Origin of the sequence: Actinomadura sp. WMMA1423, from assembly GCF_006547145.1 — a bacterium.
In the GTDB taxonomy this organism is placed as follows: Bacteria; Actinomycetota; Actinomycetes; order Streptosporangiales; family Streptosporangiaceae; genus Spirillospora.
On record NZ_CP041244.1, the window covers coordinates 7,059,822 to 7,073,318 of the forward strand.

The window sequence follows — 13,497 nt, forward strand, 5'->3', positions numbered from 1 at the left end:
CTCGTACGACTCTTGACCGGCGCGTGCCGTCCGCGAGGTGGGATGCGGGAGCGGGCTCTCTCCGGTCATGCCGGAGACCGCCCCGGTGAGGGAGGCGCCTGCGGGCCGCGGCCGGTCGGGCCCGGGGGCGTGAGGGCGCGAGGAAGGCGGCGCTCCGGCGGCTCAGAGCCCGGCGGACGCCGGGTCTTCGGCCAGATCGCTGCTGAAGCCGGCGGAGACGATGTCACCGCGGGTCGGGTCGAGCACCTCGCGGAGCGCCCGCGCGATGGCCGACTCCCCGAGCAGCTCGTCCAGCTCGCGAAGCGAGAGGTCGGACACGTCGATGAGGTCGTCGCGAAGAGTGATTTCCTGCTGCATGACGTCTCCCCAAGCGCGGCGGTGCCCGCGGGCCCCCGTCCCGTGCGCGGTCACGGCAGGCCCAACATTGCAAGCACGATATCAATGAAGTCTGAAAAATCCTAGTTTGGTGGTCACTCTCCCTTCCGTTGCCGACGTCCCAGCGTGGCGAATTTTGGAAGGGTATAAACGAGTGGGGGCGTAGGACCGAAAATCGGACGACCGGAATAACGGCGTGATCGCGAATCTGTGACGCCTGACCTATTCCGCCGCTACCGTCAATGGGATATTACGGTATCTGAGCGCCCATGACGGGTGAACCGTCCGGTCATGGATGAGCTGCGGAATGCGGAGGTGGGACGCATGACGCTCCCGATGGCGGCCCCGGCGGTCTGGGGGAGGATCCCGCCGCGGAACAAGAACTTCACCGGGCGGGAAGATCTGCTCAACAAGCTGAAGGCCGGCATCTCGGGGCAGGTCACCGCGGTGCTCCCGCACGCGCTGCACGGCCTCGCCGGCGTGGGCAAGACCCAGATGGCGGTGGAGTACGCGCACCGGTTCCGCTACGACTACGACCTCGTGTGGTGGGTTCCGGCCGACCAGCCGTCCCTCGTGCGGCCGACGCTGGCGGCCCTCGCGCCCTCGCTCGGGCTGCCGTCCGCCACGACGCTCGGCGTCGAGGAGGCCGCCAACGCCGTGCTCGACGCGCTGCGCCGGGGGGACCCGTACGCCCGCTGGCTGCTCGTCTTCGACAACGCCGACCAGCCCGAAGACCTCCAGGATCTGCTGCCCCAGGGCGGGCACGTCCTCGTCACCTCGCGCAATCCCCGCTGGGACGGGGTGGGCCACACCGTCCAGGTCGACGTGTTCAGCCGCGAGGAGAGCGTCGCCTTCCTCAACAAGCGGGTTCCGCGCGCGATCAGTGAGGAGGACGCCGACCGCCTCGCGCACGAGCTGGGAGACCTGCCGCTCGCCCTCGAACAGGCGGGAGCGCTCCAGGCCGAGACCGGCATGTCCGTCGCCGAGTACCTGCGCCTGCTGGCCGAGTGCACCAGCCAGCTGCTGGCCGAGGGGAAGCCGACCGAGTACCCGGTCTCGATGACGGCGGCGTGGCGGCTGTCGGTGAACAGCCTGGCCGAGAAGCTGCCCGAGGCCGTCGAGCTGCTGCGCTGCTGCGCCTTCTTCGGGCCCGAGCCGATCCCGCGCGAGGTGTTCTCCCGCACCCCGCCCGGCATGGGGCAGCCGCTGGCGGGGCTGCTGCGCAATCCGATCCGGCTGGCGCGGGCCTTCGGCGAGGTGGGCCGGTACGCGCTGGCGAAGATCGACGCGCCGAGCCGGACCGTCCAGGTGCACCGGCTGATCCAGGCGCTGCTGCGCGACGAGCTGAGCCCGGCCGAGCAGGCGCGGTTCCGCAGCGAGGTGCACATGCTCCTGGTGGCCGCGACGCCGACCGACGACGCGGAGTCCCCGGCGAGCTGGCGCCGCTACGGCGAGCTGATCGGCCATGTGGAGCCGGCCGCCGTCGCCGAGAGCACCGATCCCGAGGTCCGCAAGTTCGCGATCAACATCGTCCGGTACCTGCGGCTGTCCGGCGACTACGCGTTCGCGCAGCACCTGATCGAACGCCTCCTGGACCAGTGGACGGCCGACTCCGGGGAGAACGACCTCGATCTGCTCGAGGGCAAGCGGCAGTTCGGCAACATCCTGCGCGACCGCGGGGAGTACGGCGCGGCGTACGAGTCGAACCTCGAGGCCATGAAGCGGACGGAGGCGCTGGTCGGCCCCAAGCACCGGATGACGCTGCAACTCCTGAACTCCCTCGGCGCCGACCTGAGGGCCCGCGGGGACTTCACGGAGGCGCGCGACCACGACCAGCGGTCGTTGGAGCGGCACCGGGAGGCGTTCGGCGAGACCTCGGTCGACACGCTCCGGGTCATGCACAACCTGGCGCTGGACTACGGCCTGAACAGCGAGTACACGAAGTCGAGGGACCTTCACGAGGTCGTCTACCTGCGCTTCGGGGAGACGTACGAGGCCGCCACGCACATCATCAACGCGCTCGGCGGGCTGGCGCGCGCGGTACGCCTGTGCGGCGACTACGGGGAGGCGTGCGACCTCGGCGAGGAGGCGTACGCCAAGTCCGTGGACGAGCTGGGCGCCGAGCACCCGCTGACCCTGCGCGTGGGCAAGGACCTCGCCATCGCCCTGCGCCGGGCAGGCGAACTGGACAGGTCACTGGAGCTCGCGCAGGAGGTCAACGCGCGTTCCGTGCGGCTCTTCGGACTGGATCACCCCGACACCCTGGCCGCCGCGATGTCGCTGGCCAACAGCCTCCGGAGCACCGGAGAGCTCGATCTCGCCTTCGAGCTGGCGTCCGACACCGTCGTCCGGTACCCGAAGGCCTACGGCCCCGAGCACCCCTACAACCACGGGTGCGGGGGGAACCTGGCGCTGCTGCACCGGGTGTTCGGCGACGCCGCGTCCGCGCGGGAGCTCAACGAGAGGGCGCTCGCGGGGCTGGAGGCCAAGCTGGGACGCGACCACCACTACCCGCTCACCGTGGCCACCAACCTGGCGAGCGACCTGCTGACGCTCGGCGAGATCGAGTCGTCGCACCGGCTCGGCCGGGGGACGCTGAGGCGGCTGCGCGCGGTGATCGGGGAGGAGCACCCGATGACCCTCGCCTGCGCCTCCAACCTCGCGGTCTCGCTGCGGGAGTCCGGCGAGGCGGAAGAGGCGGACAGGCTGCACAAGGAGACGATGGACGTCTACGCCAGGACGCTCGGCCTGGACCACCCGGACGCCGTCGTCGCGGGGCAGTGGCGCAACCTCGACTGCGACTTCGACCCGCCGGCGATCTGAGCCGGAGGGCGGGGTCTGCGTGGGGTCGGTGTCAGGCGGCGCCGGAGGGGGCGGGGTGGCCCGCGTTGCGGTGGCGCCAGGCGGTCAGGTGCCGGCCGGCGGCGTCACGGCTGCGGCGCAGGGCCTCCGGGGGGACGGGCTCGTCCAGCCATGCGCGGACGGTCCGGGCCATCTCGCCGACGAAGACCTCGCCCGCGGGAGTGAGGCGCCCGCTGGAGGCGAGGGTGCGGATCACGAGGTCGGTGGCGGTGCGCCAGCGCGCGAAGTCGCTCTCGGCCTCCAGCGCGGCCGCGCCCGTCTCGTGCCGGCGCTGGGCCCGCCAGAACCTGGCGATGCCGAGGTGGGCGTAGGCGCCCTGAAGCAGCCCCGCGACGGGTCTCGGGTCGTCCCGCCAGGGCGCGTAGTAGGTGGCGCCGTCGTCGGGCTCGGTGAGGTGGACGACGTCGAGGAGCCCGGTGAGCTTGGTGTGCTGGACCTCGTGGGCCAGCGTGAGCGCGAGGAAGCGGGGGTCGGGCGGGCTGGAGAGGCCGATGCTGCCGAAGGCGTGCGCGGGCGTGGCGCTGGCCTGCCCCTTCTCCGGTGGGACGAGCGGGGTCAGGACCGAGATCAGGGAGGCGACGTCCTCCGCGACGCCCGGATGGTGCTCGGTCAGGATCCGCCAGGCGCCGTCCAGCGTCGACCGCCAGTGCTCCAGTTCGGTGTCCGCCAGGCGACGCCGGAGCCGTTCGGTGCCGGGCATGCGGTCGGGGTCGTGGTCGTCGAGGAGGAAGTCGGCGCGCGCGCCGCGATGCTCGGTGGTCAGCCTCCGCAGGGCCTCCCAGCCGGGCGCGTCCCGGTGGACGTCGGCGGGCAGGCCTGTCCGCAGGCCCCCGGCCACGACCTCCGCTCCGCCGGGTCCGGACCGGACGAGAGCGCTCGCCCGGCCGGGGACGAGCGCACGGCCCAGCCCGGGAAGGACGATCGCCCCCGAGCGTGCCGGTACCTCGATCTCGCAAGGAAGGCCGGCCCTGACCGCCGCGCCGGCGACGAGGGCGGTGAGGCCGCCCGGGTCGGCGCCGCCGTCCCCGCCGGCCAGGGCGACGAGGGTGCGCCTGGCCCATTCGCCGACGGTCGGATACCTCAGCACGGCCTCGACCGCCCGCGGGGCCTCCTGCTGGATGCGTCCGAGGACGCCGTAGGCCTCGGCGGCCCGGGCGCCGCCCGCGTCGCGCACGCCCCGGAGCAGGAGCAGGCGCTTGCTGTACTGGGCCCGGTGGAGGAGTGCGAGCGCGGCCGGGCCGCCGTGGCCCGCCGCGAGCTCCAGGAAGACCTTCTCGGGAACCTGGTGGACGCCCCGGCTCATCCGGCCCGCTCCTCGGCCGACGCCCTCCGCCGGTACGCCTCCACGTCCCGCTCGACCGCCTCGCGGACATGGGTGATCAGGCGGTAGAGGTCGCGGCAGTAGACCGACGGGTTCGCGAAGCCGGTGCCGGAGCGGTACCGGTGCGTGTAGAGGCCGCCGCCGCACACGCGGTGGACGGGGCAGGCCGCGCACTCGCCGGCGAGCGCCCGGCGGCCGATCTGGCGGGCGGCCATCGCGGGGAGCATCAGCGCCGCGTCGAACGGGTCCCGGCCGACGTGCAGCTCGGTGTGCGCCGCGCCCTCGTAGGCGGACTTCAGCGTGTCGACCTGCTCGATGCCGCCGTCGGTCTCCACCACGGCGACCGCGACCGGCGACAGCCCGATCGACTCGCTGTGCGAGGGCCGGCCGAGCAGCAGCCGGATGATCTCGGTGAACAGCCGGACGCGGGTCTCGCGCACCGGGGCCCCGTACCAGCGGTCGAATATCGCGATGAGCCAGTCGGCGTAGGGCGTCGCGTCCCCGCCGTCGCGGCCCGGTGGCGGGGTGTCCCAGTTGCCGTGCGGTAACAGGAAGTCGACCGCCGGGGGACGGTGGGCGAGGAGCGCCTCGTAGGTGGCGACGGGGTCGTTGCGCAGGTCGATCGTGCTCAGCAGCCCGCTGAAGAGCCGCCGGTAGGCGGGCGTCGTCAACCGGTGGAGCCCGGTCATGACGGCCCCGTGGCTTCCCGTGCCGTTGGCCCGGCGGCGGTGGAGGTCGTGCCCCTGCGCGTCGCCGTCCAGGCTGACGCTGACGAATATGTCGAGTTCGTCGAAGAGTTTCAGGAAGACCGAATCCAGGAGAACGCCATTGGTCTGCAAGTGGAAACTCACCGACGTCCGGGAATCGACCGCGGAATTCACTGCCTCCACCGCGTGGCGGATGCGTTCGGGACCGGCCAACAGGGGTTCTCCGCCGTGCAGGACGACGGCGATCCGCGACAGGTCATTGGAGCGGGCGTGCTCGGCGATGCGGGCGGCCGTCCGGTCTATAGTGGCGCGCGACATGCGGCGCGGCTGGCGGCGCCAGCTCTGGTCCGCCATCTCGTACATGTAGCAGTAGTCGCAGGCCAGATTGCATCTGCTGTGGATTTTCAGCACGAACTCGCGGAACGGAGTCGGCCGCCATCCCTGCTCCAGCAGCGCCTGGACGCTCAGCGTGGCGGGCCATTCGTCTTCGGTGGACGTCCGGGCCTCACCCACGGTCACACCGACCAACTCCCAGCGGGGTTCGAACACGGTAGATCACGTCATCTTCCCCATTTATATACGCATTTTCGTGATCACGGAATCATGGTCCGGGCTCATTTTCCGGGGGTGGACCAGCCCAGCGACCGGCGGGCGACGAGGGCGGCGTTCAGCAGCTGGAGGTCGCCGGGACGGGCCGGGTCCAGGCCGGTGAGGGCGCTGATGCGGCGGACGCGGTAGGCGACCGTGTTCGGGTGGACGTGCAGGGCCGCGCCGGTCGCCCGGCGGTCCAGGTCGAACGCCAGGTAGGACTCCAGGGTGCTCAGCAGGTCGGGCCTGCGCTCCAGCGGCGCCAGCAGCGCGGCTAGGGCGGCGAGGGCGCCGCTCGGGCGGCTCAGCTGGTAGTCCAGCAGCACGTCCGCGAGCCGGTAGAGACCGGGCGGCCGGCCCGCGCGGCGGACCAGGTCCATGATCTCGGCGGTCTGGGCGACGGCGGCCGGGACCCCGGCCGGGCCGGTGACCTCCGCGGCGGCCGTGATGTCGATGTCGGCCGCCTTCGCCGCGCCCGCGACCATGTCGTCCAGGGCCTCCCAGCCCGCGGAGAACGGGAGCAGGGCCGTCCCGCCGGAGGCGTCCAGGGCGGTGAGGGCGGGCTCGTCGGCGACGTCGTCCAGGGCCGTCCGGACGCGGCGGATCTTGCGGCGGGCGGCGATGCGGGCGCGCTGGCCGGAGCCGGACTCGTCCGGATGCGGGGAGAACAGCAGCGTCAGCACGGCGTACCGGGGCGCCGGGCGGTGGCCCGCGGTGTCCCCGGCGAGCAGCGCGGTCATCAGGGCGTGCCGGCCGCCGTGCTCCTGGCTGTCGAGGATCTGCCGCACCTCCAGGTAGGCGCCGCTGACGGCCGAGGTCAGCAGCCGCTGGAAGTCCATGAACAGGGCGAGCGCCTCCTGGAAGGCGGGCAGGTCGGCGGGCTCGGCCCCCGCGGTCAGGTCCTCCCACGCCATCGCCGCGCCGATCTGGTACGCGGCCAGGATCGCGTCCAGCGGCACGCCCTCCTCGGCCCGCAGCGCCGCGGAGTCGCGCTGCCGGGCGAAGTCGGCGGCGCGGGCGGGGCGGCGCCGCTCCAGGACGTCCGCGAACTGCCGCAGGCTGTGCTGGACGATTCCGGCCACGTCCCCGGCGACCTCCTCCTGCGGCAGCTCGGCGTAGACCGGCAGCTCGGCGAGCAGGCGCGCCACGACGCGGCGGGTCAGCAGCGGCGCGCGGGCCCGCAGATGGGCCGCCGCGGGGCGGCCCGCCACCCGCAGTGCCGGCGTCTTGTCCCGCGTCACAACGGCTCCCGAAAGAGTCTGTTTTCACGCCAATTGAACGGTGTGTCCAGATTCTGGACGATCACGGCGACATCGTCCATGGCGCCGGGAGTCAGCTCATGAAGCCTCTGTTCAGCGGCCGTCCGTTCACCCGCCGGATCGTCAGGAGCCGGGTCGTCAAGAGCAGGGTGGTGAGGGGCGCCGTCGGCGCGCTCGTCCTGGCGGGGGCGACCCTCGGCGGGACGGCCGTGCCCGCCTCGGCGGCCGCGGTGGAGTACGTCGCCCTCGGCGACTCCATGGCCTCCGGCCCGCTCATCCCCGACATCACCGGTCCGGTCGGCTGCGGGCGCTCCACCCACAACTACCCGCACGAGCTGGCGTCCAAGCTCGGTGCGAGCCTCCGCGACGTCACCTGCAGCGGCGCCAAGAGCACGCACATGACCCAGTCGCAGAGCACCAGCGTCGGCGGCGTCGACACCGGGACGGTCCCGCCGCAGCTCGACGCCCTCAGGGCGTCCACCACGCTGGTGACCCTCACCATCGGCGGCAACGACGTCGGCCTCGTCGGCATCGCGCAGGACTGCGCCACCCTCGACCCCACCGCCACCCCGTGCAAGGGCGAGTTCGAGGAGCAGGTCGCCCAGCGCACCCGCGACTTCGGCCCCAAGCTCTCCGCCGTCCTGGACGGCATCCGTGCCCGCTCCCCGCAGGCCCGCATCGTCGTGACCGGCTACGGCCTCTACATCAAGCAGAACGGCTGCTGGCCCGTGCAGCCGGTGCTGCCCACGGACGCCAACTTCCTGCAGGGCTCCGTGAACGCCCTGAACGACGTGATCCGCCAGCAGACGACCGCGCACGGCGGCACCTACATCGACCTGGTCACGCCCAGCGCCGGCCATGACGCCTGCCAGTCGTCGTCCAAGCGCTGGGTCGAGGGCTACGTCCCCGTCCACGCCGCCGCGCCCCTCCACCCGAACGCGCAGGGAGAGGCCGCCTACGCCGGCGTCATCGGCGCCGCCCTCGGCGCCTGAACCGCCCGAAGACCCGTCCCGGCGAGGCCTCTCCGCCGGGACGGGTCGTAAGCTTCGTGGCGCCGCCGACGGAGGGGCTGACAATGAACGAGCAGATGCGCGCCAACACCGCCGCCTACGAGCAGACGATCCGCTCGACGCTCGCGCTGGCCGGGACGCTGCGGGACGCCGACTGGGGCCGGCCGACCGACTGCCCCGGCTGGACGGTCAAGGACCAGCTCGCCCATATCGTCGGGGTGGAGCGCGATCTGCTCGGCGATCCCGCCACGCCCGTCGAGCTGCCCGAGTTCGACCACGTACGCAACGACTTCGCCCGCTACCTGGAGGCCGCCGTGCACGCGCGGCGCCCCGTCCCCGGCCCGCGGGTGGCCGCGGAGCTGGCCGACGCGCTCGAACGCCGCCTCGCGCAGATCGCCGGTGAGGACCCCGACCGCGTCCTGATGTGCCCGGACGGCAAGGAGGGCCCCTACACGCGGTTCATCAAGTTCCGCGCCATGGACTGCTGGACCCACGAGCAGGACATCCGCCGCGCCGTCGGCCGTCCCGGCAACCTCGACGCCCCCGCGGCGATGTGCTTCTGGGACCTGCTGAGCCGCGCCCTGCCCCGCATCGTCTCCCGCGCGGCGGAGGGCGTCCCCGGCCGGAGCGCCGCCTTCACGATCTCCGGGCCGCCCGACTTCGAGGTGGCCGTCACGGTCGGCGAGGACGGCCGCGGCGCGTGGTCGGACGTCCCGGCGTCCCCGTCGGCGCGGATCTCCATGGAGTGGGAGACCTACGCCCGGCTGACGGCGGGCCGGTCCACCGCCGCCGACGTCACCGTCCGCGCCGACGGCGACCACGAGCTGGCGGCCAGGATCGTCGCCACCATGGGCATCACCCCCTGACGCCCGCCCGGATCAGCCGAGGAGCCCGAGATACTGCGCGAGCCGCCCCTGGACCTGGGTCAGCAACTCCTCGTCCAGAACACCCGCACGATCTTCCAGGACGTCCTTCATGAGCGGCTGGACGGCGGGGACGCGGATCCAGCACTTCTTGGTGGCGCCGCCCTGGCCCTTGGAGAGCTGCACGTCGAAACGGGTGCGGCGCCTGGTCGAGCCGGAGATGGGGCAGATGAGCACGAAGGGCCAGTCGGCGTCCCCGTTGGTCTCGCCGCCGGTGATCACCACCACGGGGCGGCGCTCGTCATGGATCTCCCTGCTCTCCTCGGGGATGAGGCGCAGCGTCTTGTCGGGGACGAGGTAGATGCCGCCGGCCAGGTAAGGGCCGGGCATCACTCCTCCATGAGCCGCCGCGTGGCGTCGGCGCGGTCCTCGGCGAGGTAGTCCAGTTCCTCGGCGAGGTCGTCGACGCCGCCCGGCTCGTCCGCGGGAAGGGGGTTGCGCGCGGCCCAGTCGCGCAGGTGGGCGAGCCCGGGGCCGAGGTCCGGGTAGGGCGCCCCGCCGGAGAGGTCGAGCCGCACCTCGCGCCTGCCGTGCCTGACGGCCTCCTGCATGGGGGGCGTCTGGTAGGTGAGGTCGCGGAGCTGGCTCGCGGACCAGTCGCCGAAATCGTCGAGGACGCTGTCCACGATTCTGGTGAACGCGGCGTCGACGACGGTCTGCGGCGCGTCCGTCAGGTGGATCGTGTACTCGCAGTTGCCGGTGAAGGGATCGACGGTGCCCTCGACCTCCACGTGCCCGGCGTCCCGCAGGTCGCGCTCGACCTCCTTGAGGCGGAGGCTGTGCGGCCCGTAGTACCGCCATCTCCACTCCACGCCGGAGCCCGGCGGGAGGCCGTGCTCGACGGCTCGCAGGTCGGCCAGGTAGAGGAGCTTGGTGAGCTTGGTGCGGTTCACGCGCATGCCGTTGGCTCGGGCGGACGCCAGAAGGTAGGCGATGGCCGCCGCCGGACCGCGAAGGGGCGCAGGAGCCGTCACGCTGCCCAGTGTATGTCCGCAGCTCAAGCCCACCACCCTTTCGGCTCTGTCGAAAGTATGTTCGATCCGGTTCGGGTACAGCCCGGGTGTCGCTTCGGAATCGTTGCCCTAAGTGATCGACATACTACTGCATGATGTCATCGCGGGACGGGTAAAGCGGCTTCCCTCGGGGGCGGTCAGCGGTGGCGGACGGCGCCCGGGAAGTGGGACGCCAGGAGGTCGGGGGACTCCTCGCGGCCGTCGAGGACGCGGTTGGTGCGCTCGACCGCGCGCCAGCCGTCCCCGGTGCGGCGCAGGCGCCAGCGGTTGGCGGTGGCGCGGCGCAGGACGAAGCCGTCCCGGTTGACGATCATCAGGGTGTAGCCGACGGCGGTGGCCTCGTCGCCGTCGACGGTGACGTGCGGCGGCCCGGCGAAGTGCGCGCAGCCGCCGGAGATCCAGCGCTGGTGGCCGCCGGAGCGGACCATCGCCTCGATCTCGTCCCGCCCGGTCATGAGGATCTCGTCGACGTCGTAGACGCCGCCGGGCTCCCAGAGCGCGGCGACCTCGGACGCGCAGCCGCCGTCGACCAGCGGACCGTAGGACAGGACCAGCCGGGTGATCTCCCGCTCGTCCTCCAGGGCGCGCAGCCGCTCCTCCAGGGCGGCCAGGCGGGCTTCGACGCTCACGTCTCCTCCTCGAACTCCAGGCCGTGGCCGCCGGGCAGCTCCCGCAGGGCGGCGAGTTGCTCGCAGTAGTGCCGCGCCGATCCGGCCTCCATGCGGACGCCGGCGATCGTCGCGCCCGCCTCGCGCAGCCGGGCGAGGGCCGCGGCGGACTCCTCCGGCGCGCCGATCGGGTCCAGCGGGCGCGGCGGCGCGAGCACCACGTCGAAGCCGGGCGGCAGGTCGGCGCCGGCGAGCATCGCGGCGACGGCGCTCATCGGCAGGCCGAACGGGACCCAGCCGTCGGCGGTCAGCGCGCGGCGCAGCGAGCGGCCGGAGCGGCCGCCGATCCACAGCGGGACGCGCTCCTGGACGGCGTGCGGCTCCACCACCAGCCCCGAGTAGGCGTAGTGCTCGCCGCGGTACTCCGGCGTGCGCCGCGACAGGGACGCCCGGAGCGCGGCCAGGGCGTCGTCGGCGCGCGCCCCGCGGCCGGCGAACGGCGCGCCCAGCAGGTCGAACTCCTCCTCCAGGCTGCCGACGCCGAGGCCGAGCGTGAGTCGCCCTCCGCTGATCCGGTCGAGCGTCCCGTAGCGCTTCGCGATGGCGAGCGGATGGTGGTAGCCGAGCACGAGCACCTGCGTGGCGAGCCGGATCCGGGAAGTGCGGGCGGCGAGGTAACCGAACGTCGCGAGCGGGTCCCAGTAGACGCCGCCGCGCGTTCCCGCCGCCTCGGCGGGCACGGCGACGTGCTCGCTGCACGTCACGTGGTGGTACCCGAGCCGGTCGGCGGTCTCGGCGACCAGGGCCATCTCCTCGATGCCCGCGTCCGGCTCCCACGCGCCGCGGCCGGGCGGCTGGGCCGCCACCGGCGTGACGATCCCGACACGCATCGCTGCTCCCCTCGTCGGCAGAAACACGTTCTATCACGGCGCCCGGTCCGACCTGGGCCGCGGTCCCGCTCCCGCATGCTCGGGCTGACCTGCCCTTACTGCCCCTCTTCCGCTATGAGCAAGCGGTTGCTACATTCCAGGTAACAAGAATTCATTTCAGTCATGTTCTGGAGGTGCGATGACCGAGGCCATGACGCCGGAGGCAGCGACGCCGGGGGCCGTGACGCTGCCGGAGGCCATGACGCTGCCGGAGGCCATGACGCCGGAGGCCGTGAGCCGGCGGGGAGCGACGATGCGGACAGAGCCCATGACCCACGCGGACGCCATGACGCAGAGGGCGGACGCGCGCCGGGAGTCGCCGCCGTCGATGATCGAGCGGATGACGCTGATCCTCGACGCGTTCAACGGGCCGACGGCCCGGCTGACCCTGGAGGACGTCGCCCGCCGCACGCGGTTGCCGCGCTCGACCGCGCACCGGATCCTGGACCAGCTCGTCAAGCAGCGCTGGCTCGCGCACCACTCGTTCGGCTACGGGCTCGGCCAGCGCGCCCTCGGCCTCGGCGGGCAGGACGGCGGGCACGGCAAGATCCGCGAGGCCGCCGCGCCGCTGCTGCACGAGTTGCAGGTCACCACCGGGCTCGTCGCGCACCTGGCCGTCCTGGACGGCGCCGAGGTCTTCTACCTGGACAAGCTCGGCGGGCGCCTGGCCACCTCCGTCCCGTCCCGGGTCGGCGGCCGCGCCCCCGCGCACTGCACCGCGCTCGGCAAGGCGATGCTGGCGTGGCTGGAGCCCGAGCAGGTGGACGCGCTGCTCGGCTCGGGCATCAGCCGGTTCACCAGCCGCACGATCGGCGAGCTGGGCATCCTCCATCAGGAGCTGCACCGCATCCGGCAGCGCCGGGGCCTGGCGTTCGAGCGCGGCGAGTCCTACCCGGGCATCGCCTGCGTCGCCGCGGCGATCCGCGGCGCCGAGGGGCCGGTCGCGGGCATCTCGCTGGTCGGCGACATCCGGGCGCCGCTGGAGAACGTCGCGCCGCTGGTCGTCACCGCCGCCCGCGAGGCGTCGCAGGTGCTGTTCCCCGGCTGGGCGCCGGGCGCCCGCGCGGGACGCCCCGGCGGCCGCACCCGGCGCGCGGTCCGGACCGGCGAGGAGACCAGCTGGTCACCGGAGACCATGAACCGGCTGCTCGCGGTCGACGGGCGCGGCGACTGGATGTGACGGGCGGAGCGGTCGTGGCGGGCGGAGCGGGTGCGGCGGGCGCTTCACATGCGGCGGGCGGGCCGGACGCGATCTCAGCCCCAGCCCCACCGGTCGCCGATGCCCCACGGGTCGGGGGCGATCGGGGCGTCGGGCTCCCCGACGCCGAACCGGCTGCGGAAGAACACCATCGGGCGCCGCCACACGCCGTCGACCACCTCGTGCCGGTCCACCGCGAGGACCCGCCCGATCACCACCTCGTGGTCGCCGGCCTCGTGGATGTCGTGCACGACGCAGTGGACCGCGAGCAGGACGTCCGGCAGCACGGGGGCGCCCCACCGCGACTCCTCCCAGTCCAGCTCCTCGAACTTGGTGCCCCGGCTCGACCCGAAGCGCTCGCACAGCTCGCGCTGCTCCTCGGCGAGCACGTTCACGCAGAACCGCCCGGCCGAGCGGATCCGCGGCCACGAGCGGCCGCGCTTGTCGGCGCAGAAGAGGATCAGCGGCGGGTCGAGCGAGACCGACGCGAACGACTGGCAGGCGAAGCCGACCGGTTCGCCGCCGTCGATGGCGGTGATCACGGTGACGCCCGTCGCGAACTCCGCCATGGCCTGGCGGAAGTCCGCCGGCACCGGCGCGGCCGCGGCGTCCGCCGTGGCGTCGTGCAGGGGCGTGAACGCTGGCTCGGCTGGCATCTTCTCACCTCGGGGCTGCGAGCTTGCGGTCGGTCGGGTCCACTATGC

13 protein-coding genes are annotated in these 13,497 nt (G+C 73.1%); 4 read left to right on the forward strand and 9 right to left on the reverse strand.

Features of this window, described 5'->3' with window-relative positions; all coding sequences use genetic code 11:
- Positions 1–162: 162 nt before the first annotated feature.
- Positions 163–357 (reverse strand): FxSxx-COOH cyclophane-containing RiPP peptide, encoded by a 195-nt coding sequence (gene fxsA, locus FKD65_RS32785; protein ID WP_141582134.1) that lies wholly within the window; start codon positions 355–357, stop codon positions 163–165.
- Between the two features lie 342 nt (positions 358–699).
- Between fxsA and fxsT the strand changes: the two genes are divergently transcribed.
- Positions 700–3,198, forward strand: coding sequence for an FxSxx-COOH system tetratricopeptide repeat protein (fxsT, locus tag FKD65_RS32790; RefSeq protein ID WP_141582136.1), 2,499 nt, complete (start codon positions 700–702; stop codon positions 3,196–3,198).
- Positions 3,199–3,229: 31 nt separating this feature from the next.
- On the opposite strand, the gene FKD65_RS32795 is transcribed toward fxsT, so the two are convergent.
- The 3 genes from FKD65_RS32795 to FKD65_RS32805 form a co-directional block, all read right to left on the reverse strand.
- Entirely contained in the window at positions 3,230–4,540 is a 1,311-nt protein-coding gene (locus FKD65_RS32795) for an HEXXH motif domain-containing protein (protein WP_141582138.1), read from the reverse strand.
- A complete protein-coding gene (locus FKD65_RS32800; RefSeq protein WP_240809712.1) occupies positions 4,537–5,784 on the reverse strand; it encodes an FxsB family cyclophane-forming radical SAM/SPASM peptide maturase in 1,248 nt (415 codons plus the stop codon). The genes FKD65_RS32795 and FKD65_RS32800 overlap by 4 nt, the downstream gene beginning before the upstream one ends.
- Positions 5,785–5,879: 95 nt before the next feature.
- Positions 5,880–7,094: a CdaR family transcriptional regulator gene (locus FKD65_RS32805; RefSeq protein ID WP_205718315.1), complete on the reverse strand. Its 1,215-nt coding sequence runs from the start codon at positions 7,092–7,094 to the stop codon at positions 5,880–5,882.
- A gap of 98 nt (positions 7,095–7,192) precedes the next feature.
- Here FKD65_RS32805 and FKD65_RS32810 point away from each other — a divergent pair, with 98 nt between their 5' ends.
- Together FKD65_RS32810 and FKD65_RS32815 are read left to right on the forward strand one after the other, a co-directional pair.
- The gene (locus FKD65_RS32810; RefSeq protein ID WP_141582140.1) at positions 7,193–8,104 is read left to right on the forward strand and encodes an SGNH/GDSL hydrolase family protein; all 912 of its coding nucleotides are present in this window, start codon (positions 7,193–7,195) and stop codon (positions 8,102–8,104) included.
- Between the two features lie 83 nt (positions 8,105–8,187).
- The gene (locus tag FKD65_RS32815) at positions 8,188–8,988 is read left to right on the forward strand and encodes a maleylpyruvate isomerase family mycothiol-dependent enzyme (RefSeq protein WP_141582143.1); all 801 of its coding nucleotides are present in this window, start codon (positions 8,188–8,190) and stop codon (positions 8,986–8,988) included.
- Between the two features lie 12 nt (positions 8,989–9,000).
- Here the strand turns inward: FKD65_RS32815 and FKD65_RS32820 are convergent, their stop codons facing one another.
- From FKD65_RS32820 to FKD65_RS32835, 4 genes are all read right to left on the reverse strand, one after another.
- Entirely contained in the window at positions 9,001–9,375 is a 375-nt protein-coding gene (locus tag FKD65_RS32820; protein ID WP_141582145.1) for a type II toxin-antitoxin system PemK/MazF family toxin, read from the reverse strand.
- Complete coding sequence (locus tag FKD65_RS32825) at positions 9,375–10,019, reverse strand: type II toxin-antitoxin system antitoxin SocA domain-containing protein (RefSeq protein ID WP_141582147.1); 645 nt, start codon at positions 10,017–10,019, stop codon at positions 9,375–9,377. Before FKD65_RS32825 ends, FKD65_RS32820 begins: the two co-directional genes overlap by 1 nt.
- A 176-nt stretch (positions 10,020–10,195) precedes the next feature.
- Positions 10,196–10,687: a nuclear transport factor 2 family protein gene (locus FKD65_RS32830; protein WP_141582149.1), complete on the reverse strand. Its 492-nt coding sequence runs from the start codon at positions 10,685–10,687 to the stop codon at positions 10,196–10,198.
- Entirely contained in the window at positions 10,684–11,556 is an 873-nt protein-coding gene (locus FKD65_RS32835; protein ID WP_141582151.1) for a TIGR03619 family F420-dependent LLM class oxidoreductase, read from the reverse strand. Before FKD65_RS32835 ends, FKD65_RS32830 begins: the two co-directional genes overlap by 4 nt.
- Before the next feature lie 178 nt (positions 11,557–11,734).
- On the opposite strand from FKD65_RS32835, the gene FKD65_RS32840 reads away from it, so the two are divergent.
- Entirely contained in the window at positions 11,735–12,775 is a 1,041-nt protein-coding gene (locus FKD65_RS32840; RefSeq protein WP_240809713.1) for an IclR family transcriptional regulator, read from the forward strand.
- A 74-nt stretch (positions 12,776–12,849) separates the two neighbouring features.
- Here FKD65_RS32840 and FKD65_RS32845 read toward each other — a convergent pair whose 3' ends face one another.
- Entirely contained in the window at positions 12,850–13,449 is a 600-nt protein-coding gene (locus FKD65_RS32845) for a flavin reductase family protein (protein ID WP_141582153.1), read from the reverse strand.
- Positions 13,450–13,497: the final 48 nt, after the last annotated feature.

Coding starts and splice junctions, on each gene's coding strand:
- fxsA (WP_141582134.1), bottom strand. CDS start 357: ATGCAGCAGGAAATCACTCTTCGCGACGACCTCATCGACGTGTCCGAC.
- fxsT (WP_141582136.1), top strand. CDS start 700: ATGACGCTCCCGATGGCGGCCCCGGCGGTCTGGGGGAGGATCCCGCCG.
- FKD65_RS32795 (WP_141582138.1), bottom strand. CDS start 4,540: ATGAGCCGGGGCGTCCACCAGGTTCCCGAGAAGGTCTTCCTGGAGCTC.
- FKD65_RS32810 (WP_141582140.1), top strand. CDS start 7,193: ATGAAGCCTCTGTTCAGCGGCCGTCCGTTCACCCGCCGGATCGTCAGG.
- FKD65_RS32815 (WP_141582143.1), top strand. CDS start 8,188: ATGAACGAGCAGATGCGCGCCAACACCGCCGCCTACGAGCAGACGATC.
- FKD65_RS32820 (WP_141582145.1), bottom strand. CDS start 9,375: ATGCCCGGCCCTTACCTGGCCGGCGGCATCTACCTCGTCCCCGACAAG.
- FKD65_RS32835 (WP_141582151.1), bottom strand. CDS start 11,556: ATGCGTGTCGGGATCGTCACGCCGGTGGCGGCCCAGCCGCCCGGCCGC.
- FKD65_RS32840 (WP_240809713.1), top strand. CDS start 11,735: ATGACCGAGGCCATGACGCCGGAGGCAGCGACGCCGGGGGCCGTGACG.
- FKD65_RS32845 (WP_141582153.1), bottom strand. CDS start 13,449: ATGCCAGCCGAGCCAGCGTTCACGCCCCTGCACGACGCCACGGCGGAC.